22 protein-coding genes are annotated in these 26,979 nt (G+C 64.5%); 15 read left to right on the forward strand and 7 right to left on the reverse strand.

From position 1 onward, the window contains the following. Window positions 1-355 precede the first annotated feature (355 nt). The gene (locus tag DESUT3_RS19975; RefSeq protein WP_221250253.1) at window positions 356-2,209 is read left to right on the forward strand and encodes a phosphoenolpyruvate carboxykinase (GTP); all 1,854 of its coding nucleotides are present in this window, start codon (window positions 356-358) and stop codon (window positions 2,207-2,209) included. A gap of 71 nt (window positions 2,210-2,280) precedes the next feature. Here the strand turns inward: DESUT3_RS19975 and DESUT3_RS19980 are convergent, their stop codons facing one another. The 5 genes from DESUT3_RS19980 to DESUT3_RS20000 form a co-directional block, all read right to left on the reverse strand. Next, window positions 2,281-2,685, reverse strand: coding sequence for a c-type cytochrome (locus tag DESUT3_RS19980; RefSeq protein ID WP_221250254.1), 405 nt, complete (start codon window positions 2,683-2,685; stop codon window positions 2,281-2,283). A gap of 90 nt (window positions 2,686-2,775) precedes the next feature. Continuing rightward, window positions 2,776-3,258 carry a HyaD/HybD family hydrogenase maturation endopeptidase gene (locus DESUT3_RS19985; RefSeq protein ID WP_221250255.1) on the reverse strand — a complete coding sequence of 161 codons (483 nt, stop codon included), beginning with the start codon at window positions 3,256-3,258 and terminating at the stop codon, window positions 2,776-2,778. Further along, a complete protein-coding gene (gene cybH / locus DESUT3_RS19990; protein WP_221250256.1) occupies window positions 3,258-3,911 on the reverse strand; it encodes a Ni/Fe-hydrogenase, b-type cytochrome subunit in 654 nt (217 codons plus the stop codon). Before cybH ends, DESUT3_RS19985 begins: the two co-directional genes overlap by 1 nt. A 101-nt stretch (window positions 3,912-4,012) precedes the next feature. Further along, window positions 4,013-5,725, reverse strand: coding sequence for a nickel-dependent hydrogenase large subunit (locus DESUT3_RS19995; RefSeq protein ID WP_221250257.1), 1,713 nt, complete (start codon window positions 5,723-5,725; stop codon window positions 4,013-4,015). A gap of 3 nt (window positions 5,726-5,728) precedes the next feature. Next, on the reverse strand, window positions 5,729-6,847 hold the full coding sequence (locus DESUT3_RS20000) for a hydrogenase small subunit (RefSeq protein WP_221250258.1): 1,119 nt from the start codon (window positions 6,845-6,847) through the stop codon (window positions 5,729-5,731). Between the two features lie 304 nt (window positions 6,848-7,151). Between DESUT3_RS20000 and DESUT3_RS20005 the strand changes: the two genes are divergently transcribed. The 9 genes from DESUT3_RS20005 (at window position 7,152) to DESUT3_RS20045 (ending at window position 16,000) form a co-directional block, all read left to right on the forward strand. After that, window positions 7,152-7,814 carry a cyclase family protein gene (locus DESUT3_RS20005; protein ID WP_221250259.1) on the forward strand — a complete coding sequence of 221 codons (663 nt, stop codon included), beginning with the start codon at window positions 7,152-7,154 and terminating at the stop codon, window positions 7,812-7,814. Window positions 7,815-7,935: 121 nt separating this feature from the next. Beyond that, on the forward strand, window positions 7,936-8,454 hold the full coding sequence (locus tag DESUT3_RS20010) for a BCAM0308 family protein (RefSeq protein ID WP_221250260.1): 519 nt from the start codon (window positions 7,936-7,938) through the stop codon (window positions 8,452-8,454). Between the two features lie 85 nt (window positions 8,455-8,539). Then, the gene (locus DESUT3_RS20015; RefSeq protein ID WP_221250261.1) at window positions 8,540-8,968 is read left to right on the forward strand and encodes an archease; all 429 of its coding nucleotides are present in this window, start codon (window positions 8,540-8,542) and stop codon (window positions 8,966-8,968) included. 25 nt (window positions 8,969-8,993) lie between these two features. Further along, window positions 8,994-10,436, forward strand: a complete 1,443-nt coding sequence (locus DESUT3_RS20020; protein ID WP_221250262.1) for an RtcB family protein — start codon at window positions 8,994-8,996, stop codon at window positions 10,434-10,436. Window positions 10,437-10,533: 97 nt separating this feature from the next. Beyond that, window positions 10,534-11,427 (forward strand): complex I NDUFA9 subunit family protein, encoded by an 894-nt coding sequence (locus DESUT3_RS20025; protein WP_221250263.1) that lies wholly within the window; start codon window positions 10,534-10,536, stop codon window positions 11,425-11,427. Between the two features lie 136 nt (window positions 11,428-11,563). Continuing rightward, the gene (locus DESUT3_RS20030) at window positions 11,564-14,107 is read left to right on the forward strand and encodes a helicase C-terminal domain-containing protein (RefSeq protein WP_404827059.1); all 2,544 of its coding nucleotides are present in this window, start codon (window positions 11,564-11,566) and stop codon (window positions 14,105-14,107) included. A 15-nt stretch (window positions 14,108-14,122) separates the two neighbouring features. Continuing rightward, a complete protein-coding gene (locus tag DESUT3_RS20035) occupies window positions 14,123-14,569 on the forward strand; it encodes a YhcH/YjgK/YiaL family protein (protein WP_221250265.1) in 447 nt (148 codons plus the stop codon). Further along, on the forward strand, window positions 14,569-15,474 hold the full coding sequence (locus tag DESUT3_RS20040) for a DMT family transporter (RefSeq protein ID WP_221250266.1): 906 nt from the start codon (window positions 14,569-14,571) through the stop codon (window positions 15,472-15,474). The genes DESUT3_RS20035 and DESUT3_RS20040 overlap by 1 nt, the downstream gene beginning before the upstream one ends. 70 nt (window positions 15,475-15,544) lie before the next feature. Continuing rightward, entirely contained in the window at window positions 15,545-16,000 is a 456-nt protein-coding gene (locus DESUT3_RS20045; RefSeq protein ID WP_221250267.1) for an FKBP-type peptidyl-prolyl cis-trans isomerase, read from the forward strand. 54 nt (window positions 16,001-16,054) lie between these two features. Here DESUT3_RS20045 and DESUT3_RS20050 read toward each other — a convergent pair whose 3' ends face one another. Beyond that, window positions 16,055-16,630 (reverse strand): Slp/YeaY family lipoprotein, encoded by a 576-nt coding sequence (locus tag DESUT3_RS20050; protein WP_221250268.1) that lies wholly within the window; start codon window positions 16,628-16,630, stop codon window positions 16,055-16,057. A 315-nt stretch (window positions 16,631-16,945) separates the two neighbouring features. Here DESUT3_RS20050 and DESUT3_RS20055 point away from each other — a divergent pair, with 315 nt between their 5' ends. From DESUT3_RS20055 to DESUT3_RS20065, 3 genes are all read left to right on the forward strand, one after another. Beyond that, on the forward strand, window positions 16,946-19,105 hold the full coding sequence (locus tag DESUT3_RS20055; RefSeq protein ID WP_221250269.1) for a carboxy terminal-processing peptidase: 2,160 nt from the start codon (window positions 16,946-16,948) through the stop codon (window positions 19,103-19,105). 378 nt (window positions 19,106-19,483) lie between these two features. Continuing rightward, window positions 19,484-20,788, forward strand: a complete 1,305-nt coding sequence (locus DESUT3_RS20060) for a pyridoxal phosphate-dependent aminotransferase (RefSeq protein WP_221250270.1) — start codon at window positions 19,484-19,486, stop codon at window positions 20,786-20,788. A 114-nt stretch (window positions 20,789-20,902) separates the two neighbouring features. Continuing rightward, complete coding sequence (locus tag DESUT3_RS20065) at window positions 20,903-22,264, forward strand: glutamate--cysteine ligase (protein WP_221250271.1); 1,362 nt, start codon at window positions 20,903-20,905, stop codon at window positions 22,262-22,264. 562 nt (window positions 22,265-22,826) lie between these two features. Here the strand turns inward: DESUT3_RS20065 and DESUT3_RS20070 are convergent. Continuing rightward, window positions 22,827-23,276 carry a gamma-glutamylcyclotransferase family protein gene (locus DESUT3_RS20070; RefSeq protein WP_221250272.1) on the reverse strand — a complete coding sequence of 150 codons (450 nt, stop codon included), beginning with the start codon at window positions 23,274-23,276 and terminating at the stop codon, window positions 22,827-22,829. Window positions 23,277-23,632: 356 nt separating this feature from the next. On the opposite strand from DESUT3_RS20070, the gene DESUT3_RS20075 reads away from it, so the two are divergent. Both DESUT3_RS20075 and proV read left to right on the forward strand, forming a co-directional pair. Next, window positions 23,633-24,865, forward strand: a complete 1,233-nt coding sequence (locus tag DESUT3_RS20075) for a MopE-related protein (RefSeq protein ID WP_221250273.1) — start codon at window positions 23,633-23,635, stop codon at window positions 24,863-24,865. 879 nt (window positions 24,866-25,744) lie between these two features. Next, window positions 25,745-26,956 carry a glycine betaine/L-proline ABC transporter ATP-binding protein ProV gene (gene proV / locus DESUT3_RS20080; protein WP_221250274.1) on the forward strand — a complete coding sequence of 404 codons (1,212 nt, stop codon included), beginning with the start codon at window positions 25,745-25,747 and terminating at the stop codon, window positions 26,954-26,956. Window positions 26,957-26,979: the final 23 nt, after the last annotated feature.

The raw sequence follows: 26,979 nt of genomic DNA on the forward strand, positions 1-26,979 counted from the left end.
CCCCAACCTTTTAACAAATTTATTGCAAATAAAAAAGAAAAATATAACTAAAATCCGCATTTAACCCCCAACCCCGGGCAGACCGGCCCCGGCAGGCGGAAAATGTCCGCTTTTTTCTGCCTCCATCTCCCCGAAAAAGCGCGCTTTCTCCTTTGATTGCAACAGGAGTTTATTGTATAGTTGGAACCTTAAATTTTCTGAACCGACCCCCGTAAGGTGGGGATGCAGCGCAACAAAGCGGCCGCCCCTGCATATTTGCCGTTCCCCTCCCGGGGCGGCCCGGGCCGGGCGAGACAGAACCATTCAAACCGCTGTTCCGCGACACTCCACCACTTCCATCAGGAGGCTACCGAGCATGAGTTACGAGGTCCCCAAAAACGACAAACTGCTGAAATGGGTCGAGGAGATGGCGACCCTTTGCCAACCGGAGAAAATCCACTGGTGCGACGGCTCCCAGCAGGAGTACGACGAGCTCTGCGCGCTGCTGGTAAAGAGCGGGACTTTCCGCAAGCTCAACCCGGAAAAGCGGCCCAACAGCTACCTGGCCTGGTCGGACCCCATCGACGTGGCCCGGGTGGAGGACCGCACCTTCATCTGCAGCATCTCCAAGAACGACGCCGGCCCGACCAACAACTGGATGCACCCCAAGGAGATGAAGACCAAGCTCAAGGGGCTGTTCAAGGGGTGCATGAAGGGGCGCACCATGTACGTCATCCCCTTCAGCATGGGGCCGCTCGGCTCGCCCATCGCCAAGATCGGCGTGGAGATCTCCGACTCGCCCTACGTGGTCATCAACATGCGGATCATGGCCCGCATGGGCAAGGCGGTGCTCGACGTGCTCGGCAGCGGCGAGTTCATCCCCTGCATGCACTCGGTGGGCGCGCCGCTGGAGCCGGGACAGCAGGACAGCCCCTGGCCCTGCAACAAGGAAAAATACATCGTCCACTTTCCCGAGGAGCGCTCCATCTGGTCCTTCGGCTCGGGCTACGGCGGCAACGCCCTGCTCGGCAAGAAGTGCCTGGCGCTGCGCATCGCCTCCAAGATCGGCAAGGACGAGGGGTGGCTGGCCGAGCACATGCTGATCCTCGGCGTGGAGTCGCCCGAGGGGGAGAAGACCTACGTCGGTGCCGCCTTCCCCAGCGCCTGCGGCAAGACCAACTTCGCCATGCTCATCCCGCCCAAGAGCTTCCAGAGCAAAGGGTGGAAGGTGACCACCATCGGCGACGACATCGCCTGGATCAAGCCGGCCGCCGACGGCAAGATCTACGCCATCAACCCCGAGTACGGCTACTTCGGCGTCGCCCCCGGCACCAACGCCAAGACCAACCCCAACGCCATGGCCTCCTGCGCCGCCAACACCATCTTCACCAACGTGGCCCTGACCCCCGACGGCGACGTCTGGTGGGAAGGGATGACCGACGAGCCGCCGGCCAAGCTGACCGACTGGCAGGGCCAGGAGTGGACCCCGGGCTGCGGCCGCCCCGCCGCCCACCCCAACGCCCGCTTCACCTCGCCGGCCTCCCAGTGCCCCTCCATCGACCCGGACTGGGAAAACCCCAAAGGGGTGCCGATTTCCGCCTTCATCTTCGGCGGCCGACGCAAGAACACCATCCCCCTGGTCTATCAGTCCTTCAACTGGAGCTACGGGGTGTATCTCGCCGCCACCATGGGCTCGGAGACCACCGCCGCGGCGGTGGGCGCCACCGGCAACGTGCGCCGCGACCCCTTCGCCATGCTCCCCTTCTGCGGCTACCACATGGCCGACTACTTCAGCCACTGGCTGCAGTTCGGCCGCACCATCGCCCGGCCGCCGCGCATCTTCAGCGTCAACTGGTTCCAGAAGGATGAGGACGGCAAGTTCGTCTGGCCGGGCTACGGGGAGAACATGCGGGTGCTCAAGTGGATCGTCGAGCGCGTCACCGGCCGCACTGGGGCGGTGGAAAGCCCCTTGGGCTGGATGCCCCGCTACCAGGACATCGACTGGGAGGGGCTGGACATCAGCCGCGAGAAATTCCACGAAATCATGGCGGTCGACCGCGCCCAGTGGAAGGACGAACTGGTGGCCCACGACGAGCTGTTCATCAAGCTCTTCGACCGCATGCCCAAGGAGTTTCTGCACATCCGCGAACTGATCACCTCGAGCCTCTGGCGCTCCCCCGAGCACTGGGAGCAGATCGGCGACGTGCACCCGGAAGGGTGGAACGAGTAAGAGATTCTGTGCGCACCTGAAAAACACAACGGGGCGGCTCCGCAAGGGGCCGCCCCGTTGTCGCTTTAAAATCACCCCCCGGCGCGGCTGCGCAGGTAGGCCACCAGCTGCCAGATCTGCTCGTCGCTGAAATGGGGGCCCCAGGCCGGCATCACCGACCCGCGGGAGAGGTAGGGCTCGACGGTCTTGCCGTGGCTGATGCGCCAGAACAGGAAGGCGGGATCGACGCTGCGGTATTTCCGGTCGTGGAAATCCGGGGCGGGGGGCTGGAAGAAATCGGCCCGGGGGCTGCGCCCCTCCCCCGGCCGGCCGTGGCAGGAGGCGCATTTGGCGGCGAACAGCGCGGCGCCAGCGGCGCGGCCGGCGGAACTCTCCAGAAGGCCCTCCGGGGGCTGCCGCGATGGGTAGGGCGGGGCCGATTCCCGGCAGCCGACCATGGCCGAGACCAGCAGAAGAACCAGGGCGGCTCGCGTCATGACTGGGCTCCTGGTTGCCGTTCGCATGCCAATCCCCAACCCCAAAGGGGCCATCTGTGGACGGCCCCCCGGCACTTGCAACAAATCTGTTCAGGCCGCCTTCTGCTCGGCCGGCACTCCCCAGCGCTCGAGCTCATCGAGAACCCCCTGCCGCACTTCGGCCAGGGCGCCCTGCACCGGCGGGGTCAACTGCAGCGCCATCTCCACCGAGCCGACCTGCACTCCCCAGACCACCAGCTCGCCGGGCAGGTGCCCCTGCAGCTCGGCCACCGCCAGCAGGTCCTGAACCCCCATCTGGTGGACCGAGAGCTTGCTGGCGAAGGCCCGCGGCACCTCCTCCCCCTCGAGGCGGAAAATCGTTCCGGGCACGGCGCCCATCTCCAGGGCATCGACGATCAGCAGCCTGTCCACGCCCTCCAGATAAGGGAGCAGGTCGAGGCCGAGGGTTCCGCCGTCCAGAACGGCGACATTGGCGGGGAACTCGTAACCGGCCACCAGCTCCGCCGCCACCCGGCAGCCGAAGGCGTCGTCGTTCATCAGGGCGTTGCCGAGCCCCAGGATCAATACCCGCATCACAGCTCCTTGGGATCGATGAACTTGTAGCCGCCGAAGATGCTGCCCATGGTGCCGTTCTGCTCCTTCACGTCCATCAGCCAACCGCTGTAGACATGGTGGATGGCGAAGCCGATCAGCAGCCACATGATCATGTGGTGGGTCAAGCGCAGCCACTGGCTGCCGAAGACCGGCAGCATCCAGCCCAGGACGCTGTCCCAGCCGCTGCCCGGGGCATACTGACCGTAGAGGGCGAAGCCGGTGAGAATCTGCAGCACGAACAGCAGGAACACTGCCGAATAGGCCATTGCCGCGAGGGCGTTGTGGCCAATCACGTGGGGCACCCTGGCGCGCAGAAAGGTGTAGTAGTTGAAAGTGCCGATGATGTACTTCCACCCTCCCCGAGAAGCCCAGGGGAAGAAGGTCCTCCACGAGGCGTAGCGGTTGCCGAGAAACGCCCAGAGGATGCGGGTAAGCACCGAGGCGGTGAACAGGTAGGCGAAAAAGAAATGGATCGCCCGGTTCCAACCCATCAGGTACTGGGAGGTGGAATTGGCCGTGTAAAAGGGATCGCCGATATAGTAGCCGGTCACCGAAAGCACCAGGATGCAGATCGCGTTGAGCCAGTGGGTGATGCGCACCGGCCATTCCCAGACGTAGGTTTTTTGCAGCATGCTGACCTCCTTCGGAGGAAAAAGCGGGTAATGAGTAATAAGTGAGGAGTGACAAGAAAAGGCATTTACTACTCACTTATTACTCATTACTTATCACTGGCCTACAACGCCTTGACCTTGATGATCTCGGTCCCCCGGCCGTCGAGCAGGTGCACCGCGCAGGCCAGGCAGGGGTCGAAGGAGTGCACCGTGCGCAGGATCTCCAGCGGCTTCTCCGGGTCGGCGATGGGGGTGCCGATGAGCGCCGACTCGTAGGGGCCCATCTGCCCCATGGCGTCGCGCGGTCCGGCGTTCCAGGTGGAGGGGACCACCGCCTGGAAATTGGCGATCTGCCCGTTCTCGATGCGGATCCAGTGCCCCAGGGCGCCGCGCGGCGCCTCGTGGTAGCCGAACCCCTGGGCCTCCCTGGGCCAGGTGGCCGGGTCCCATTTCTCGTTGTTGTGGGTCTCGAGAATGCCGCGGCCCATGTTGTCGGCCAGCTGGTTGAGCCACAGTTCGTTCTTCTGCGCCAGCACCAGGCAGTCGACGCCGCGCGCCGCGGTGCGCCCCAGGGTCGAGAAGAGCGCCTCGGGGCCAACCCCGAGCTTGGCCAGGACGAAATCCACCGCTCCCTTGACATCCGGGTTGCCGCCCACATAGGCCACCAGCACCCGCGCCAGCGGTCCGACCTCCATGGGTTGGTCCATATAGCGCGGCGACTTGACCCAGGAATATTTCCCGTCGGTGTCAAGCCACTCGTAGGGAGGCGCGGGGCCGGTGTACTTGTGGTTGGTCTCGCCCAGGTAGGGATGCAGTCCCTTGTCGTCGCCACCGCTATAGCTGTACCAGGAGTTGGTCACGTATTCGGTGATCTTGGTTTCGTCCATCGGCAGCAGGTTGGCCAGGTCCTTGCCCAGGATCACCCCGCGGGGGAAATAGAGGTTGCCGGTCCCGCCGCTGTTGTCCATGGGGAAGTCCCCGTAACTGAGGAAGTTGCCGACCCCGCCGCCGATGGCCGCCCAGTCCTTGTAGAAGCTGGCCACCGCCAGCAGATCGGGGATGTAGACCTGCTCGACAAAGACCCGCGCCTTCTTGAACAGCTTGGCCAGGTAGGCGATCTTGTCGGCGTTGATGGCGTTCTGGCTGTCGGGGTCGACGGGCATGGCGATGCCGCCGACCAGGAAGGTCTGCGGATGGGGGTTCTTCGAACCGAGCACCGCGTGGATCTTGATGACCTCCTTCTGCCACTCGAGGGCCTCGAGATAGTGGGCCACCGCCATCAGGTTGGCCTCGGGGGGCAGCCGGTAGGCGCTGTGCCCCCAGTAGGCGTTCTGGAACGGCCCCAGCCGCCCGGTGCCGACGAAAGCGGCGATGCGCTCCTTGACGGCCTTGAAATGGCTCACGCTCGAGTTGGGCCAGTCGGAGATCGACTGGGCCAGCTTGGCGGTGGCCGCGGGGTCGGCCTGCAGGGCGCTGGTGATGTCGACCCAGTCGAGGGCGTGCAGATGATAGAAGTGAATAACATGGTCCTGCACGTTCTGGATGCCCATGATCAGGTTGCGGATCAGCCGGGCGTTGTCGGGGATCTGGATTTTCAGCGCGTCTTCGACGGCGCGGATGCTGGCCATGGAGTGCACGGTGGTGCACACGCCGCAGAAGCGCTGGGTGAAGTGGTGGGCGTCGCGCGGGTCGCGCCCCTTGAGGATGGTCTCGATGCCGCGAAAGGCGGTGGAGGAGCTCCAGGCGTTGGCGATCCTGCCGTCCTCGAGCTGGGCCTCGATGCGCAGGTGTCCTTCAATGCGGGTTACCGGGTCGACGGCGATTTTGTTGGCCATGGCTTATTTCTCCTTCCGGTCCTGGGCGGATTTCCCCTCTTCTCCCTTGCGAAAGGCGCTGACCACCCCGTGGGCGCCGAAGGCCAGCGCCGTGCCCACGGCGATGCCGAGGCCGATCTTGTCCGCCGTCGCCTCGATGCCGAAACCCGGCACCTTGGGCAGCCGCCGGTAGAAGGGGGTCATGGTGTCCCAGAACTGGGGCTCGGAGCAGCCGATGCAGCCGTGCCCCGCCATCACCGGCCAGCTGACCCCCTCGTTGTAGCGCACCGTGGGGCAGTTGTGGAAGGTCTCGGGCCCCTTGCAGCCGAGCTTGTAGAGGCAGTGCCCCTTGCGGTGCCCCTCGTCGCCGAAGGCCTCGGCATACTGGCCGGCGTCGAAATGGCCGCGCCGCTCGCAGTTGTCGTGGATGCGCTTGCCGTGGGCGAACAGCGGGCGGCCCAGCCGGTCGGTGGCCGGCAGCTTGCCGAAGGTCAGAAAATGAACGATGGTGGCGGTCAGGTTGGCGGCGTTGAGCGGGCAGCCCGGCAGGTTGACCACCGCGGCGCCGGGGACCGCCTCCATCACCCCGATGGCCCCGGTGGGGTTGGGCGCCGCGGCGGGGATGTTGCCGAAGGCGGCGCAGCTGCCCACGGCGATGGTCGCCGCGGCGTTGCCGCAGACCTCGCGCACCGTCTCCAGGGCGCTTTTGCCGGCCACGGTGCAGTAGACCCCGCCGTCGCCGGTGGGGATGGAGCCTTCGACGATGGCGATGTACTTGCCCTTGTACCTCTCCATCGCCTGGTGCTTGGCCTCCTCGGCGAGATGGCCGGCGGCGGCCATCACCACCTCGGCGTATTCCAGGGAGATGGTGTCGAGGATGATGTCGGCGGCGGTCGGCTGGTTGGCGCGCAGAAACGCCTCCGAGTCGCCGCTGCAGCTCTGGAACTCCAGCCAGATCACCGGCACCCGGGCATCCTCCAGGGCCTGGGCGACCTTGGGGATGAAGCTGACCGGCAGCGCCAGGGCCGCCGTGGTCGCTGTGCAGAACTTGAGAAAGTCGCGGCGGCTGACGCCCCTGGCCTCCCATTTTTGCAGAATTTTTTCCGGCAGCTCGACGGTCGCGGGATTGGAATCGACTTTCATTTCCCCAGCCTCCTTTCCGAAGGAGAAAGCCAAACTCAAAACATGGTTTTTATCTTGGCGGACAAAAAGCCAAAAAATGAAAAATTATGCACTATAACCGAACGATAACATTGTTTTTATATACTATGATTAAAATTTGTCAAGCCTCAATCAGCAGGGAGGGGACACTTTGGTCGGAGTCTGCTAAACTGCTTGCCAGCCCCGCATTCACTGCTACAAATAATAGCATCCGTGCAAAAAATTACACAAATTCAATGAAATTGCCTTTTTCAGGCGGGGAGCCACTCCAGGGGCGAGGACGGCCATGACGATTCACGACATTTCGGTTTGCATTTCCGACACCCTGCCGGTATTCCCCGGGGACCCGCCGCCGCGACTCACCCCCCGCCAGGATGACGCAGGCTGGCGCACCACCCTGCTCAGCCTCGGCAGCCACACGGGAACCCACCTCGACGCTCCCGCCCATCTGCTCGAGCAGGGCGCTACGCTGGACGCCATCCCCCTGGAGAGACTGATCGGCCCGTGCCGGGTGGCGGACCTAGCGCAGTTCACGGGGCCCATCGGCGCCGCCGAATTGCGCCGACTCAAACTGAAGGGGAACCGGCGACTGCTGCTGCGCACCCGCAACTCGGAGTTCTGGGGGCGGCGAGACTTTGTTCCCGACTATGCCGGCCTGACCGCGGAGGCCGCCGCCCTGCTGGTCGACTGGGGGGTGAACCTGGTGGGCATCGACTACCTATCCATCGAAGCGGCCCAGGGCGAAGGAGAGGTCCATCGGCGGCTGCTGGAGGCCGGGGTGGTCATCCTTGAGGGACTCAACCTGAAGGGGATCACGGCGGGCGACTACGAACTGCTCTGCCTGCCGCTGAAGATCGCTGCGGCCGACGGCGCCCCCTGCCGTGCGGTGCTGCGCAGCCTCGATCCGCCCCGCGGCTATCCGCAGCATCACACCGGGTGGCCTCCCTGAGCGCCGCCAAATCCTGGGAAAAAGCTGTTATTCGACCGGTTGCGGGCATCTGGCCCGGCAGGGCAAAGGTGCTATACTGGAAACAGGATGAGTTGTTCGACGTTGGAAAGGGGGTCCGTATATGCAGAAAGACGTCAGGAAGTTCGGGATCAGCGACAAGCGTGGCCGGGTAAAAACCAGTGCAGACCCTTACATCTCCGGCGAAGGGCTCAAGGAACCGGCGCTGTGCTCCTCGTGCAAAGCCTTTTACCGCAACAAGCGCTGGGATCTCGACCCCAAAGCCTACGCGGCCATGGAGAACAGCCCCGAGGCCAATTGGGTGACCTGCCCCGCCTGCCAGAAAATCGCCGAAAGTTACCCTGAAGGGATCGTCACCCTGCGGGGGGAATACCTTTGGGACCATGAGGAGGAGATCCGCAACATTCTGCGCAACGAAGAGACCAAGGCGATGGCCAAGAATCCCCTGGAACGCATCATCCGCATGGACCGCGAAGGGGACGATCTGGTCATCGAGACCACCGAGGAGAAGCTGGCCGAGCACCTCGGCCGGGCCCTGCACAAGGCCCACCAGGGCGAGCTGAAGGTCAGCTGGACCGAGGAGCATTCAATCTGCCGGGTGACCTGGGAGCGAGGCGCCTGAAGCAGCACCCGACCATATCGATCGCGTCCACCCGTATCGGAACCAGGCGGAACACCACCGCGCTGGTTCCGTATTTTTTCCGGAGATGGCAAGGGCCGTGAACCACTACCGGCTGCTGGAACACACCGCCGACATCGGCATCGAAGCCGAAGCGGAGAGCTTCGCCCAGCTTCTCGAACAGGCGGCGTTCGGGCTGCGGGCGGTGATCACCGAGGCGACGGACATCCAGCCGCGCCAGGAGGTGGTCCTCGAGCTGGGCGCGGCGGACCGGGAGGAGCTGCTGGTCGCCTGGCTGGGCGAACTGCTCTACCTGTTCGAATCCCGCCACCTGCTGCCCGCCGCCTTCGCCATCGAGCAGGCCGAGGCGACCCGGTTGCGGGCCAGGGTCCGGGGCGAACCCCTCGACCCGCGGCGCCACCCGGTTGAGCGGGAGGTCAAAGCGGTTACCTATCACCGGATTCTGGTGGAAGAGGCGCAGGGGAGCTGGCGGGCGCGGGTCTACCTGGATCTGTGAACACCCGCCGGAGCTGGAGCAGACCATGAGCGTGAAAGTGGAACAGATCGACGCCTGCCGCTGGCGCCTTCCCCGCGAAGGGGCCATGCGCACCGACGGGCTGGTCTTCGCCAGCCGCCAGATGATGGCCTTCCTGCAGCAGGAGCAGGCCCTCGAGCAGGTGCGCAACGTCGCTACCCTGCCGGGCATCGTCGGCCCGTCCATCGGCATGCCCGACATCCACTGGGGCTACGGTTTTCCCATCGGCGGGGTGGCCGCCTTCGACGCCGACGAGGGGGTGGTTTCCCCCGGCGGGGTCGGCTACGACATCAACTGCGGCGTGCGCCTGCTGCGCACCGATCTCGAGGTCAGCGAAGTCCGCCCTCATCTCAAGCAGCTGGCAGACGCTCTGTACCGCAACGTCCCCTCGGGGGTCGGCTCGCACCGCAAGGACCTCAAGCTCAGCGTCGAGCAGGAGCGCAAGGTGCTGGTCCGCGGCGCCCGCTGGGCGGTGGAGCAGGGCTTCGGCCGCCCCGAGGACCTGGAGCACATCGAGGAGCAGGGGACCATCGCCGGCGCCGACCCCGAGCTCGTCTCCGACCGGGCCCTGGAGCGGGGCCGCAACCAACTCGGCACCCTGGGCTCAGGCAACCATTTTCTCGAGGTCGACCTGGTGGAGGAGATCGGCGATGAGCAGGCGGCCGCCGCCCTCGGCCTGTTTTCCGGCCAGGTGGTGGTCACCATCCACACCGGCAGCCGCGGCTTCGGCTACCAGGTCTGCGACGACTACCTGCGCACCATGCTGCACGCGGCGCGCAAGTACGGCATCGAGCTGCCCGACCGGCAGCTGTGCTGCGCCCCGCTGAGCAGCCCCGAGGGCAAGCAGTACCTGGCCGCCATGGCCTGCGCCGCCAACTTCGCCTTCACCAACCGCCAGCTGATCACCGCCTGGGTGCGCGAGAGCTTCGAGCAGGTGCTCGGCAAGGGCCCGGCCGAGCTGCGCATGTCGCTGATCTACGATGTCTGCCACAATATCGCCAAGTGGGAGACCCACCAGTTCGAGGGGAAAAAACGGCGGCTCTGCGTTCACCGCAAGGGGGCCACCCGCGCCTTCCCGCCCGGCCACCCCGACACCCCGGCCGCCTACCGGCACGTCGGCCAGCCGGTGCTGATCCCCGGCGACATGGGGCGCTATTCCTACGTGCTGGTCGGCACCCAGGGCGCCTTCGAGGAGACCTTCGGCTCGACCTGCCACGGCGCCGGGCGGGTGCTCAGCCGCCACGCCGCCAAGAAGCAGGCCCGCGGCCACAACGTCGAGGCCGAACTGGCCGCCCAGGGGATCCATATCCGCGCCGCCTCGCGGGCCACCGTGGCCGAGGAGATCCCCGAGGCCTACAAGGACGTCATGGAGGTGGTCGGGGTGGTGCAGCAGGCCGGCATCGGCAAGATCGTCGCCCGCCTCAAGCCGCTGGCGGTGATCAAGGGGTAGGGGCGTGATTCATCACGATCGCCCTCTGCGAACCGGAGAAGAATGATTGTAATGAGGGCGCAAAGTTTTGCGCCCCTACCAGGCCAGGAGGTTCACCATGAAGGTTTTCGTTACCGGCGCGACCGGCTTTGTCGGCGGGGAGGTATTGCGGCAGCTGCTCGCCGCGGGGCACCAGGCCCGCTGCCTGGTGCGCAAGGGCTCCGAGGGGAAGCTGCCCGCGACCGCAGGGATCGAGGTCCGCCACGGCGACGCCACCGAGGCGGCCTCGCTGCAGGGGCTGCTCGAGGGGTGCGACGCGGTCATCCACCTGGTGGGGATCATCCGCGAGTTTCCCAACCGGAGGATCACCTTCGAGCGGCTGCACGTGGCGGCCACCCGCAACCTGGTCGAGGCGGCCCGGGCCCAGGGGGTGAGGCGCTACCTGCAGATGAGCGCCAACGGCGCCGCCGCCGACGGGTCCACCGAATATCACCGGACCAAGTGGCGGGCCGAGGAACTGGTGCGCGGCTCGCAGCTCGACTGGACCATCTTCCGCCCCTCGCTGATCTTCGGCCGCGGCAGCGAGTTCGTCACCATGCTCGCCGATCTCATCCGCAAGCTGCCGGCGCTGCCGGTGTTCGGCGACGGCCGCTACCGCATGTCGCCGGTGGCGGTGGCGGATGTCGCAAAAACCTTCGCGGCCGCCTTGAACAAGCCGGAAACCATCGGCCGCAGCTTCCACTGCTGCGGGACAGAGAGCTACAGCTACAACGAGATCCTCGACCTGACCGGCCAGGCGCTGGGCAAAAGCCGCGTCTGCAAGATCCACCAGCCCCTGTTCCTCATCAAGCCGGTAGTCTCCCTGCTCCAAGGGGTTCCCCTTTTCCCCATCACCAGCACCCAGCTCACCATGCTGCTCGAGGGCAACGTCTGCGACCCCGCCGACTGGGCGCAGGCCTTCGGCATCCAGCCCACCTCCTACGCCGAAGGGATCAAGGCCGCCCTTAGCTAGGGCCGGCCGGCCCGCCGGGGCCGGCGAGGGCTCAGGCAGGGCGGCGAGCCCCGCCCCCCCCTGGACGACAGTCTGCCATCTTTTCTTTTTCCTTCCCCTCCCCTATAATTGCCCCTTCACCGGGAGCATGCCTTTGATCGAAGAAAATTTTTACCCCGAGGCCCTGCAGATGATGCGCCACGCCATCGCCGAGGCCGGGGGCAACGAAGTCTTTTTTCTCGGCCGCACCGACGCCGAGCTGCGCATCTGCGAACTCGAGGTGCTGGCCCGCGGCAACCGCCAAGCGGTGCCGGCCATCCTGCAGGCCTGCAGCTTCGGCGACGTGGTGGTGCACAACCACCCCTCGGGGGGCCTGCAGCCCTCGGGGGCCGATATCGAGATCGCCTCGCACCTCGGCTCGCTGGGGGTCGGCTTCTACATTGTGGATAACCCTGTGGAAAATGTGTACAGGGTGGTGGAGGCCTTCGCCCGCAAGGAGGAAAAGCAGCTCGAACCCCAGCGCATCGGCGACATTTTGGGGCCCGAGGGGGTGGTGGCCCGGGCTCTGCCCGGCTTCGAGGAGCGCCCCGAGCAGCTGCGCATGGCCTTCGCCGTCGGTGAGGCTTTCAACAAGGGGAAGCTGGCGGTCATCGAGGCCGGCACCGGCACCGGCAAGAGCCTGGCCTACCTGGCCCCGGCCATCCTCTGGGCGCTGCAGAACGAGGAGCGGGTGGTGGTTTCGACCAACACCATCAACCTGCAGGAGCAGCTGATCCGCAAGGACCTGCCGTTTCTGCGGCGCGCCACCGGCCTGGAGTTCCAGGCGGTGCTGGTCAAGGGGCGCGGCAACTACCTCTGCCGGCGCCGTCTTGAGGCGGCCCGCCTGGAGCCGGGGCTGTTCGAGGACGAGCTCACCGGCGAGCTCAACGCCCTCTTCGAGTGGGCGGAGAAGAGCGCCGACGGCTCTCGCGAAGAGCTGACTTTCATCCCCCGCGAGCAGGTCTGGGAGGAGGTGCGCTGCGAGATCGACCAGTGCTCGCGGGCCCGCTGCGCCAGCTACGCCGGCTGCTTTTTCCACAAGGCGCGGCGCCGCGCCGCCCAGGCCGATCTGCTGGTGGTCAACCACGCCCTGTTGCTCTCGGACCTCTCGCTGCGTCACCAGACCGACAACTACTCGGCGGCCGCGGTGCTCCCCCCCTTCGAGCGGATCATCCTCGACGAGGCCCACCACCTGGAGGACGTGGCCACCAATTATTTCTCCTCCCAGGTGACCCGCTTCGCCTTCGCCCGGGTGCTCAACCGCCTGCGCCACCCGCGCAAGCCCGACAAGGGGCTGCTGCCGCGGCTGCTGGCGGCGCTCTCCCGCGAACTGCCCGACAGCGAGGACCAGCTCTACCGCGACCTGCACGGGCGCATCGAGAACCTGATGGTGGCCCGCCAGGGGCTCTCCGACCGCTCGGTGGTGCTGCTCGAGGGGATCGGCGAGGATCTGGCCGCGGCCCTCGGTCAGCCGATCAGCGAGCGCGAGGAGCTCCGCCAGCGGGTCACCCCGGCGTTGGCCGCCGGCGAAGCCTGGGCCTCGGTCTGCGACCGGGTACGCGAGCTCATGCAGGAGACCGGGCTGCTCGCCAAGGAGCTGCGCGCCCTGCTCAAGGAGTGCGGGCGGATCCCCGACGAGGTCTACGACAAGCTCGGCTCGCCGGTCACCGACCTGCGCGGCATCGCCGGGCGGCTCGAGGGGATCGCCGCCGATCTCGGGCAGTTCGTCGCCGGCGACGAGCGCAGCTGCGTCTGGTTCGAGGTGGGGCGCGGGCGCATCGGCCGCGGCAGCGGCATCGTCACCCGGCTGTGCAGCGCCTACCTGGAGGTGGCCGGGCTGCTCAAGGAGGCGATCTACGAGCGCTTCAAGACCGTGGTCATGACCAGCGCGACCCTTGCGGTGGGCGACTCCTTCGCTTATTTCAAGCGCCGCACCGGCCTCGACCTGGCCGAACCGGCGCGGCTCAGCGAACTGCTGCTGCACAGCCCCTTCGACTTCGCCAGCCAGGCGCTGGTGGCGGTGCCCACCGACATCCCCGAGCCGGGGCGCGCGGGCTACCCCGAGATGGTCCGCGATCTCGCCGAGCGCGCCATCCTCGCCGCCGACGGGCGCAGCTTCGTGCTGTTCACCGCCTACTCGCTGCTGCGCCGGGTCTACGGCGAACTCTCCCTGGTGCTCGGCGCCCGCGGCTATCACTGCCTGCGCCAGGGCGAGGAGAACCGCCACCGGCTGCTGAAGAAGTTTGCCGCCGACCCGACCAGCGTGCTGTTCGCCACCGACTCCTTCTGGGAGGGGGTCGACGTGCCGGGGCGCGCCCTGGAGCAGGTGATCATCGCCCGGCTCCCCTTCAAGGTCCCCACCGAGCCGGTACTCGAGGCCCGCGCCGAGGCCATCGAGGCCGCCGGCGGCGACCCCTTCATGGAGTACACGGTCCCCCAGGCGGTGATCAAGTTCAAGCAGGGCTTCGGCCGGCTGATCCGCCACCGCGAGGACCGCGGGGTGGTGCTGATCCTCGATGCCCGGGTGGTGAAGAAGGGCTACGGGCGCATCTTTTTGCGCTCGCTCCCCCAGGCCCGGGTGGTGGCCGCCCCCGCCCGGGAAGTCTTTGCCGAAATCGAGGCTTTTTTCGCCCCCCCCGCGGCGGGCGCCAACACCCATTGACCCTGGAGGGTTGCCATGGTTATCGATTCGCTGGACAACGCCGCCCGCTATGCCGGGCTCGGCCAGGGCATCGCCCGGGCCCTGGAGTACCTGGCCGCCACCGACCTGGCGGCGGCAGCCGACGGCCGCTACGAGATCGACGGCGAGCGGATCTTCGCCATGATCCAGAGCTACCCGACCAAACCCCCGGAGCAGGGGTTCTGGGAGGCCCACCGCCGCTACGTCGACGTGCAGTATGTGGTATCGGGGACGGAGCGCTTCGGCTACGCCAACCTGGCCGGACTGCAGGCCAAACCCTACGATGAGCAGCGCGACCTGGTGGTGCTCGAGGGGACGGGGGACTTCTTCGAGGTCGGCGCCGGCAGCTTCGTCATCCTCTTCCCCCAGGACGCGCACATGCCGGGGCTGCAGGCCGGCGCCGCGCAGCAGGTGAAAAAGGTCGTCGTCAAGGTGGCGGTTTAATGCCCGACCAGAAAAAGGCCTACCTCTACGGCCTGGCCACGGTGCTGCTCTGGTCCACCGTCGCCTCGGCCTTCAAGATCTCGCTGCAGTACCAGGACCACGCCCAGCTGCTGCTGTTCGCCAGCAGCGCTTCGCTGCTGACCCTGGGCGCCATCCTGCTGGCCCAGGGGCGGCTCGCCGAGATCTTTCGCTGCAGCGCCGTTCAATACCGCCGCTCGCTGCTGCTGGGGCTGCTCAATCCCTTCGCCTACTACCTGATCCTGTTCAAGGCCTACGCCCTGCTCCCCGCCCAGGAGGCGCAGCCGCTCAACTACACCTGGGCGCTGACCCTGGTGCTGCTCTCGATCCCCCTGCTCAAGCAGAGAATCGGCTGGCAGGAGGTGGCGGCGATGCTGGTCAGCTACTCGGGGGTCTGGGTCATCTCCACCCGCGGAGCGATCTTCAGCCTGCACTTCTCCAACCCCCTGGGGGTCGCCCTGGCGCTGCTCAGCACCCTGATCTGGGCCCTCTACTGGATATTCAGCATCCGCGACGATCGCGACCCGGTGGTGGGGCTGCTGCTCAATTTCGCCTGCGGGCTCCCCTTCGTCCTGGTCTACTGCCTGCTCTTCTCCGAGCTGCGCCTGCCCGCCTGGCCCGGGCTGCTCGGGGCGGGCTACGTCGGCCTGTTCGAGATGGGGATCACCTTCGTGCTCTGGCTGCGCGCACTGAAACTCTCGGAGAACACCGCCCGGGTCGGCAACCTGATCTTCCTCTCGCCGTTTCTCTCCCTGGTTTTCATCCATTTTCTGGTCGGCGAAGAGATCCTCGCCTCGACCTACGCCGGGCTGGTGCTGATCGTCGGCGGCCTGCTGATCCGCCAGCTGCGCCCCGCCGCGGCACAGAAAAACCTCAAGCCGGGCTAAATGGTCGACTTGCCCCGGTCGGCTCTGCTATAGTTGCGCCAAATCAACCCACTGGAAAGGAACCATCCACATGGCACAGGCCAAAGCGGGCGACCGCGTCAAAATCAGCTTCACCGGCAGACTGGCCGACGGCGAAATCTTCGACTCCACCGAGGAGTGCCACAGCGACGACTGCGGCTGCGGCGCCGGTCCCCTTGAATTCGTGGTCGGCGACGAAGAGATCATCGCCGGGCTCAACGATGCGGTCATCGGCATGCAGCCGGGCGAGAAGAAGACCGTTCAGGTCCCCGCCGCGCAGGGCTACGGCCCCTTCGACGAGGAACTGGTCATGGTCATCGAGCGCAGCGATCTGCCCGCGGACCTGCAGCCCGAGGTAGGCGACACCCTGGGGATCACCGACGATGACGACGAGGAGTACCCGGTCACCGTCGTCGAGGTCACCGACACCACCGTCACCCTCGACGCCAACCATCCCCTGGCCGGCGAGGATCTCTCCATCGAACTGGAACTGCTGGAAATCCTCTGATCCACCCACCCCTGCAGGAGCGGGCCTTCCGCTTCTGCAGGGGACGGCTGCCGGCTACCACCAGTAGGGGTTGCGGAAATGCCGCGGGCCATACCGGTAGGGGTAGTGGTGCCAGTAGGGGTAGTAGGGGGGATGATAGTAGGGGTGGTAGGGCGGGCCGTAATAGGGATAGTCGTCAAAGTAGGAGCGTTCCCGGTACTCGGGCCAGAGATAGATCTCGCCGATGGCGAAGACCGGGTAGTGATAGGTGGAATCCTGCAGAGGACGGCTCTGGCTGCCCGCAACCCGGCCGGAGAGGGTGACCAGGCGCCCCGGCTTGTAAAGGGCCGGATCGAGTAATTTTTCACTGCGCGCCAGAAACCTCCCCCCTGCTTCATCCGCATCCCCGGGCCAGCCCCACCGATCGAGGCTGTAGCGCAGCACTTCGAGCTCCGTCCCCTCCGGGGAGACATTGTTGTCGAGGATCAGTCCCCCCACCACCAGGGTCCGCTCCCGATACCGCTCGGGGTTGCTCTTGACCTGCTCGAACTCAAGCAGCGGGTCGACCTCGACGAGCGCTTCCTTTGACAGTACGTGGGAACATCCCGTTAGCGCCAACGCCAACAGAGCCGCCAGGCAAATTCTTCTCATCGTCGCTCCTTTCCCCGCCTTTACCCCTGGATTCATTTTAACCAGCCGGCCGGCAGCGCACAAGCGCACCCCCTTTGCGCAGGCCGCGCCGCGCGCACCCGGTGCCTGGATGGAAAAACCGCGCTAAAACCCTTGGCGCGAAGTCGCCCGGGGCGGTATACTATGAAATCGATCTGCTCGGACCGGGAGAGTCTCCCGGCGCCGTGGCCCGAACCCCAATCGCCCGCCGAAGCGTCTGCTGCTGCGCAGCAGGCTGCCCTTCCCCGGGCCAGACCAGGAACCGCCATGCCCAAAGCCTTTTTTAAACGATGCCTGATGCTCCTGCTCGTCGCCTGCCTCCTCTCACCCGCGGCCAGCGCCGTTTACGGCCAGGGGTCTGGGGACTACGACGCCAACCGCGCCAAGCTGCTCAGCTACATGGTCCGCCAGCAGCTGGAGCGCTATCATTACAGCCACAAGGCCCTGAACGACCAGCTGTCCAAGGACGCCTTCGCTCTCTTTCTCAAGCAGCTGGACTTCCAGAAGCGATTCCTGCTGAAAAGCGATGTCGCCAAGCTGCAGGCCTACATGAACCAGATCGACGACGAGATGCAATCGGGCGACATCCAGCTCCCGGTGGTGGCCGCGAACCTCATGGCCGAAAGGATCCCCCAGGCCCAGGCCCTGGTGGAGGAGCTGCTCGCCAACCCCTTCGACTTCACCGTCCAGGAGAGCTTCGAGACCGATCCGGAAAAACTCGATTTCTGCGAGAATCTCGACCAGCTGCGGGAGCGCTGGCGCCAGGCCCTGAAGTTCCAGGCCTTGACCCGCTACCTCAACCTGATCGAGGACGAAGGGCTCAAGGAGGCAGGGGACCAGGATCCGCGCCTGGAGGCGCTGCGCGGAAAAGCCCGCGAGAAGGTGCTGAACAGCAACCGGCATTTTTTCACCCGCCTGCTCCAGGACACCCGCCAGGACCACTACGACCGCTTCCTCAACGCCGTCACCCGGGCTTTCGACCCCCACACCAACTACCTGCCGCCGACCCAGAAGGAGGATTTCGACATCAGCATGCGCGGCTCCCTGGAAGGGATCGGCGCCACCCTGCGCGAGGAGGACGGCTACATCAAGGTGGTGCGGGTCATCCCCGGCAGCGCCGCCTACCGCCAGGGACAGCTGCAGGCAGAGGACGTGATCCTCGAAGTCGCCCAGGGGAGCGAGGAGCCGGTGGACGTCACCGACACCCGCCTGCGCGACGCGGTGTCCCTGATCCGCGGCCCCAAGGGTTCCGAAGTGCGCCTGACCGTCAAGAAAGCCGACGGTTCCCGCCTGGTCATCCCCATCATCCGCGACGTGGTGGAGATCGAGGAGACCTTCGTCAAGGGGGCCACCTTCCCCGACCCGGCCAGCGGCAAAACCTTCGGCTACATCAAGATCCCCAGCTTCTACCGCGACTTCCAGGGCTCGCGGCTGGGCGGCGAGGGGCGCAACTCCACCGACGACGTGCGCGAACAGCTCCGGCTGATGAACGAGCAGAACATCGCCGGCCTGATCCTCGACCTGCGCAACAACGGCGGCGGCGCCCTCACCGACGCGGTGGGCATCGCCGGGCTGTTCATCGAGACCGGCCCGATCGTCCAGGTGCGCAGCAGCAACGGCCAGATCAACGTGCTCGAGGACCGCGACCCCAAGATCGACTATGCCGGGCCCATGGTAGTGCTGGTCAACCAGTTCAGCGCCTCGGCCTCGGAAATTCTCGCCGGGGCGATGCAGGACTACGGCCGGGCCATCGTCATGGGCGGGGCCCACACCCACGGCAAGGGGACGGTGCAGACCATCCTCGACCTCGACCGCACCATTCCGCTGCCGAACATGGGCAAGTATCGCCCTCTGGGCGCCATCAAGGTGACCACCCAGAAATTCTACCGGATCAGCGGCGGCTCCACCCAGTTCAAAGGGGTGGTCCCCGACATCGTTCTGCCGGATCGCCTGGGGCACCTGAAAAGCGGCGAACAGTACTCGGACTATGCCCTGCCCTGGGACACCGTCGCCGCGACGGAATTTCAGCCCTGGGCTCCGGCTCTCGGCAACCTGGCGGGGCTGAAGCAGCAGAGCAGCGCCCGGGTTGCCGCCAGCGAGTCCTTCAACGAAATCTCCCAAGACGCCGACAGCGCCCGGCAAAAGAGCGAACAGACCAGCCAGTCGCTGTTTATCGACCAGGTGCGTCGAGAGCGGGAGGAGGCCCGCCAGCACAAGGCCGCCCCCGCCTTCCACGAAGGGGGCGAGCCCGGCGAGGAAGAGCCCGGGGACAACGCCCGGCTCAGCGACGAGGAGCGCCGCAACCTCTGGATCAAGGAAACCGGCGAAGACCCCTATGTGCGCGAAGCCATGGCCCTGATCGGCCAAATCCTTGCCCTGGGGAGCCAGCCGGCCACCCCGGCCGGGGAGTCCAAGGCGGTGCAGACCACCCCCTACTCCCGCCCCAAAGTCCAGTAACCACCGCATTACATTCACTCTCTCCACGCCGCCCGCCCTGCGGGCGGCGTTTTTTTTCGAACGGGCCAGCGCGGGGCAGAATGAAACATTTGACTTTCGCTCGGCGCCATGATAAAGACTTCCCTTAATAAATTCTCGGCAAGCTCCGGAAGGGCTGGAAGATGGCGAACAAGGCAGCAAACCTGATGATGGCGGCAGCAGCAGCACGAGCTGCCATCGCGGCGTGCGCGCGCCGTTGGCCTGCCTGATGTCCTGCTGAGTGATTCCGACTGATATCGAAGACACGAAGAGGCCATGGGCAGGCAAGTCCATGGCCTTTTTCATATTCCAGGATCCGATCGTCCCCAGGGACGAATTTCTTGTTTGGGAGAGGCGGCTATGCGCAACAACATCGTTCATATCGGTGCCGGCGAACTGACCTATGAAATCCGGGCCATCGTCGAAATCGCCGAGAAGCTGCAGAAGCTGGGCATCAAGACCAACATGGAAAACATCGGCGACCCCGTCGCCAAGGGGGAGAAGATCCCCCTGTGGATGAAGGAGATCGTCGCGGATCTGGCCATGAAGGACTGCAGCTACGGCTACTGTGCCACCAAGGGCCTGCTGGAAACCCGTCAGTTTCTGGCCGAGATGACCAATCGCCGCGGCAAGGCCCAGATCACCCCGGATGACATCATCTTCTTCAACGGTCTCGGCGACGCCATCCAGAAGGTCTACGGCCTGCTGCGCCGCGAGGCCAGGGTCATCGGCCCCTCTCCGACCTACTCCACCCATTCTTCGGGCGAGGCCGCCCACGCCGGCCAGAAGCCGGTCTGCTACCGGCTCGACCCGGACAACAACTGGTACCCCGACCTGGACGACCTGCGCCTGTCGGTCAAGTACAACCCGGCCATCTCGGGGATCCTGATCATCAACCCCGACAACCCCACCGGAGCGGTCTACCCCGAGCGGATTCTCAAGGAGATCGTCGCCATCGCCAGGGAGTACGACCTGTTTCTCATCTGCGACGAGATCTACCAGAATCTGGTCTTCAACGGCCAGGCGACCAAGCCGATCTCCGACCTGATCGGCGACGTGCCGGCCATTTCCATGAAGGGGATCAGCAAGGAGCTGCCCTGGCCCGGTGCCCGCTGCGGCTGGATCGAGGTCTACAATGCCGACAAGGATCCGGTCTTCAAGCGCTACATCCAGAGCATCGTCGACTCGAAGATGGTCGAGGTCTGCTCCACCACGCTGCCGCAGAAGGCCATCCCGCGCATCATGAGCCACCCCGAGTACCCGGTCTACCTCGAGGAGCGCAAGAGCCGCTATGAGCGCTGCTCAAACATCGCCTACCGGATCCTCAAGGAAGTTCCGGGGGTGATGGTCAACCGGACCAACGGCGCCTTCTACATGAGCGTCGCCTTCAAGGAAGACACCCTGACCCACGACCAGACCCTGCCCATCGATAACCGCGAGGTTCGCGCCTTGGTGGAGGGCCTGGTCTCCCAGCCGGGGGTCTCGCTGGACAAGCGCTTCGTCTACTACCTGCTGGCCTCCACCGGCATCTGCGTGGTGCCCCTCTCCTCGTTCTTCACTCCGCAGCGCGGCTTCCGCATCACCCTGCTGGAACCGGACGAGGCCGAATTTACCCGGATATTCGAGACCATCGCCGCAAACATCACGGCCTACCTCAACTCCTGAGGCCGCGGCCCTGGCTTCGCCCTACCCGACGGGGCCGGCCTCTTGCCGGCCCCGTCGATTTTTTAATTCCCCGGGCGACTCCCCGAGCGCCGCCGCTGGTGATAATCTTAAGCCATGACCACTTTGCTCAAACAGAACCTGGAAAAGCCCGTCGCCTCACGCCAGGACCTCCTCGATTACCTGACCCTGGGGGCACGGCCGCCCGAGCGCTGGGGCATCGGCACCGAGATGGAAAAGCTGGTACTCGACGCCGAAACCGGCGAAGCTGCCCCTTATGAGCGCATCGAGCAGCTGCTGGCCCTGCTCGAGGCGACCGGCCGCTGGCGGGGGGTGCGCGAAAACGGCCACCTGATCGCCTTGCTGGGCCCGGTCTCCTCGGTGACCCTGGAGCCGGGGGGCCAGCTCGAGCTCTCCGGGGAACTCTGCCCCGATCTCCACTGCAGCTACGGAGGGTTTGCCAGCCACATCCGCGAAGTGGTCGAGGCGGCCCGTCCGTTGGGGCTGGCGTTTCTCGGCCTGGGGGTCCAGCCCTTTACCCCATTGGGGCGCATCGGCTGGCTGCCCAAGTCCCGCTATAACATCATGGCCCCGTACATGGCGCGCACCGGCGACATGGGCCAGCGAATGATGAAACAAAGCGCCGGACTGCAGGTCAATCTCGACTACTCCGACGAGGCGGATTGCATTGAAAAACTACGCCTCTGCCAAGCCATCGCCCCCCTGGTTTACGCCCTGTTCGCCAATTCCCCGGTCATGGATGGCCGGCCGAGCGGCTGCCTTTCCACCCGCGGCGAAATCTGGAGTCGGACCGATCCCGACCGCACCGGGCTGATCCATGCCCTGTTCGAGGAAGGTGCGGGGTTCGCCACCTACGTCGAGTACGCTCTCGATGTTCCGATGTATTTCATCAACCGCGGCGGCCGCTACCTCGACCTGACCCGCGAACGCTTCACCTTCCGCCGCTACATGGCCGAAGGCTTTGCCGACCAGCGGGCCACCCTGGGCGACTGGGACCTGCATCTCTCGACACTGTTCCCCGAGGCCCGACTGCGGCCGCAGATCGAAGTGCGCAGCGCCGACAGCCTGCCGCCGCATTTGACCATGGCGGTTGCCGCGCTGACCAAAGGGGTGCTTTACGACGAAACCGCCCGCCGCGAAACCTGGAAGCTGTTCGCCGGCCTGGACCGGGAGGAGTTGGAGAAGCTCTACCGGTCGAGCTGGAGGCTCGGCCTCAAAACGCCCCTGCGCCGCGCCACCCTGCGGGAGACGGCCCTGGAGGTGCTGGCCATCGCCCGCGAGAGCCTGGTGAGGCAGAGGCGGATGACCGGTCAGGGATGCGATGAATCGATCTATCTGGAAGACATCCAGGAGGTTGCGGAGAGCGGGACCACCCTGGCCGAGCGCTTGCTGGGCCAATGGCGGGGCTCGCGCAGCGAGTTGGTGGGAAAATTGATCAAGCACTGCGGATTCGATTGAGCCGACTGTGCATTTGCGCAGTCGACTTCTGCGCGACCGTCCTCAAAGGTTTACGCGGTCCCACGTGGAATGCCTCGCGCTGATCGGATAGAGTTGAAACCATCGAAAGCCTGTTGTGGCAGGCGGGCTGGAGATACCTCCTAAGCAGTACCTTCTTCATTTCCTTGCTCCCTAAGCAGCACTCAGGGCCGGTCGAAAGGGGTTGCCTCCTCCCGAGACCGGCCCTAGTGCGTTATGCCTCCTACTTTCGCTTCCCCCGGCGGCACCCTGTGCTCTTGCACAGTCGCCACCTGCCGCTCCGGCCTGATTTTTTTACCAGCATCCACGTATAAACCAACCGCTGCCCCTGCTAGTATTCAAATCATCGAGGGCCTGTTGTGGCAGGCGGGTCTGAGATACTCTCTTCATTTGAACCTCCCTTTGTTCAAACACTTCAGGGCCGGTACGGGGGAATGCCTCCCCCCCGTACCGGCCCTGATGCGTTTGCAGTCCCCCTCCGGTACTTTCGGCAAGGTCAGACGATCCCCGCCCAGGGGCCGGAGCCCTGGAAAACCATCGGCCCCTAATCCCCCGCGGGCATGGTATTGAACGATTTCAGGAATACAAGATACTCGGAGGATAGTTTGTGCTCTTCGGCGCCGCGGATAATGGCCTGCAGGTATTCCGGCGCGGGTTTGAGCCCGGTGCGAAACTTGGCAGCCCGGTAGACCACACACTCCAATTCCCCCTTGGAGGTCTGAACCACCAGGGCGTGCCGCCGATAATGGCCCCGATCCACCCCCTGATACACATCCAGGTTCGCCAAGCTCGCCTCGGGGACGTCATAAACCACCCCCTCCGCCACGCTTCCCTTGTGGTCCTGCAGGTTGGCCATACCCGAACCATCCTCGCCGGGTTTGTCGAAAACCAGCCGAAGGTTGCGTACCTTTCCCCGGCAGACCTTTTCAAAACTGACGCGCCGCTCCTTGAGAATCTCCGTGTTCATGTTGGCCCCGTAGGCAAAGTAGAGCATCGATGCCTCCTGTTCTGCGCTGGGTGGTTGACCGATCGGCCTCAAAGGATTTCACATCCTCCGGCATCCCAACTTAAGCTTACCCGAAAATTCCTCCCTGTCGTGCGCTTAGCCGACTGCAACCGCCCTGGCCGAGGTCGCTTTCACGAAACCTATCAGATTATTTTTTTCAAACCTTCGATTTTCACCCTTTACTCCAGCAACAGCAGTGTGCCACCATTGACACATTGCAGTTATCATTAAACGGCTCCCTACCCATTGTGGGACCTGCAGCCCCCCCCAAAAGATCGACCTGAAACCACCGGCCCCACTCGGCCATCTCGAACCATCAAATGAACAACAAAGGAGAATGCCAAATGAAGAAACCGCTTGGACTTGTCTTGGCTGTGCTGCTCTTGAGCGCCTCCGGCGCCTTCGGCTTCGGCAGCATCGGCAACCAGGTCAACGCCAACTGCCCCTCCCAGCCCTACACCGGTGACTGCGCTCTCTGCCACACCTCCAACCGCGGCGCCAGCACTCCCGCCAAGGACGCTGCCGCCATCGGCAACTGGAGCTTTTTCTGCCCGCCGGTCGATCCCAACACCATCGACAGCGACATGGACGGCTTCACTCCCAACCAAGGGGACTGCAACGACGCCAATGCCGCGGTCAACCCCGGGGCCGTGGAAAACTGTACCGACGGCGTGGACAACAACTGCGACGGCCTGACCGACACCCAGGATACCCAGGCCTGCCCCGCCGCTCCGACCTGCAGCGACGTCGATGGTGACGGCTTCGCCGTCGAAGGGGGCAACTGCGGCCCGATGGACTGCAACGATTTCGACGCAACGGTTCATCCCGGGGCCGACGAGATCTGCGGCGACGGCGTGGACCAGGACTGCAACGGCTCCGACCTGGCCTGCCCTCCCCCCGCCTGCACCGACGCTGACCAGGACGGTTTCGCCGCCGAGGGTGGCAATTGCGGACCGATGGACTGCAACGACAACGACCCGGCGGTCAACCCCGGCGCAGCCGAACGCTGCACGGACGGCGTGGACAACAACTGCGACGGCAAGATCGACGGTCAGGATGCCCAGGCCTGCGCGCCGCAGCCCACCTGCACCGACGGTGACAACGACGGCTTTTTCGCCCAGGCCGGCTGCAACACCGCCCAGGACTGCGCCGACAGCAACGCCCTGATCTTCCCCGGGGCCACCGAAGTGTGCGGCGACGGGCTCGACAACGACTGCGACGGCAAGATCGACGAAGGCTGCGCCAGCGGCACCAACCCCGACGGCGCCACCCTCTACCAAGATCGCTGCGCGGCCTGCCACGGCTCCCTGCCGCTTTCCAACGTCTGCGGCGAAGACACCGAGGACATCATGGAGGCGATCGCCGAGAACGAAGGCGGAATGGGCTTCCTCAGCTCGCTGAGCGATGCCCAGGTCAGGGCCATCGCCGAACAGCTGGCCAACTGCCGCCAGGGCCAGGATGGCCAGAGCGACGACCGGGATGAGTCCAGGGACTGGCGCAAGAGAAACCGGGACCGGGACCACGATCGTGACCGGGATCGCTATCGCCAGCGCAGCCGTGATCGCCACGACGACTAGGCCTCTTCGGAACTGAAGAGTCGGATGCCAGCGACAAGAGCCGCCCCCAAAAGGGCGGCTCCTGTTTTTTTATCGTGCGGACTGTCAATCAACGTGAGATCAAGCTGCTATTGCTTACTGATTCAACCGCTCCAGGACATCTTACAAATTTTCTAACATAGAAACCTTTTGTCTTCTATTAGTTTCCTTAACGTCCTATCCTGGAATTCGATGTCAATACTATGGCACTACAATTTTTTTATTTGGGAGCTAGCATTTTTTTCTATTTGTAGAAATCGTTTTTCGCTTTTTAAAATTTTTCTGCATAAACCAAAGGCAATTTCACCAGACATTGACTAGATCACAAAAAGAAACTTCCTAAAAAGCAGATAAATATATTGAGAAACACTTTCACGTCACTTGAGTTAAAATTCACTGTCATCCCTTGACATTTTTTGGTAATTATTCTACCCTTGTTTTTTTTGGCTCCTGGCAAGCAAACAAACAAGCCATTCCCCCCTGCAGGAAAAGGTTTTTATCACGAATCTAAACTGAAAAACTCCGCCTCGTTCAACGAAAACACTCCGGGTCTATCGGCTTGATTCAGCCATCGACGGACCGGGGCCTGATCCGGTGATCCGCCAGAGATTTTAAATCCGGATCGGCACCGAACTCCGCAGCGAAAACCCCTCAAAGGGGATTGAGACCGCACCCAAGGCCCTCGGGCCTTACCCTCTTCCCAGCCTGCCCCTCGAGGGGCAGACTGTCTCGACCCGAGCCGCATTCAAATCCAGGCAATGTGTTTTCTACTCCGGGGATCTGCAGTCCGCAGAAGGGGAATATTTTTTTCAGCAGGGTGGGCAGGAGATATCCGCCCGGGCCCTGCCGAAAGGATTCATCATGTCCGTGAAAATTAAAATTGAAAACCTCTACAAGGTGTTCGGGCCGCAACCGAAAACCGCACTGAAAATGCTCAAAGAAGGTCTGGACAAGGAGGAGATCCACCAACGCACCGGCATGACCATAGGCGTGCAGGACGCCAGCTTCGAAGTCAACACCGGTGAAATTTTCGTCGTCATGGGCCTCTCCGGCTCGGGCAAATCGACGCTGGTGCGCATGCTCAACCGCCTCATCGAACCAACCTCCGGCCACGTCTACGTGGATGGCCAGGACGTGGCGACCATGAACGATGAAGACCTGGTCAAACTGCGCCGCAAGACTATCAGCATGGTGTTTCAGTCCTTCGCCCTGATGCCGCACATGAGCGTTCTGGAAAACGCGGCCTTCGGCCTCGAGATGGCCGGGGTCGACAAGCAGAGCCGCAATGAACGGGCCATGCAGGCCCTCGAACAGGTCGGTCTCGAGGGGTATCACAACAGCCGCCCCGACGAACTCTCCGGGGGCATGCAGCAGCGCGTCGGCCTGGCCCGGGGGCTGGCCGTCGACCCCGACGTGCTGCTGATGGACGAGGCCTTCTCGGCCCTCGATCCGCTGATCCGCACCGAAATGCAGGACGAGTTGCTCAAGCTGCAGGCCAAGCACAAGCGCACCATCGTTTTTATCTCCCACGATCTCGACGAGGCGATGCGCATCGGCGACCGCATCGCCATCATGGAAGGGGGCCGGGTGGTTCAGGTCGGCACCCCCGAAGAGATTCTGCAGAACCCTGCCGACGATTACGTGCGCGCCTTCTTCCGCGGGGTCGACCCGACCAACATCCTCACCGTCGGCGATATCGCCCGCCAGACCCAGGTGACGGTCATCCGCCATACCGGCGAAGGCCCCCGGGCCGCCCTGCAGCGGCTGATCAGCCACGACCGGGAGTACGGCTACGTGCTCGACACCGACCGCCGGTTCATGGGCATCGTCTCCACCGATACCCTGAAAAATCTCATCGACAGCGGCGGCGGCAAGGATATTTCCCCGGCCTTTATCGGCGAGGCCCGGGCCGCCCAGGCCGGTGATTCGATGCAGGACATCCTGCCCGAAGTCACCGCCCGCCCCTGGCCGATCCCGGTGCTCGGGGAGGAGGGCAAATACCTCGGCGTGATCTCCAAAAACCAGTTCCTGCGCACCCTGCAGCGCAATCATCTCGAAGAGCAGCAGGCCTGACCGAAGCTGCCGTTTCAGAATTT

The organism is Desulfuromonas versatilis, assembly GCF_019704135.1.
GTDB lineage: Bacteria > Desulfobacterota > Desulfuromonadia > Desulfuromonadales > NIT-T3 > Desulfuromonas_A > Desulfuromonas_A versatilis.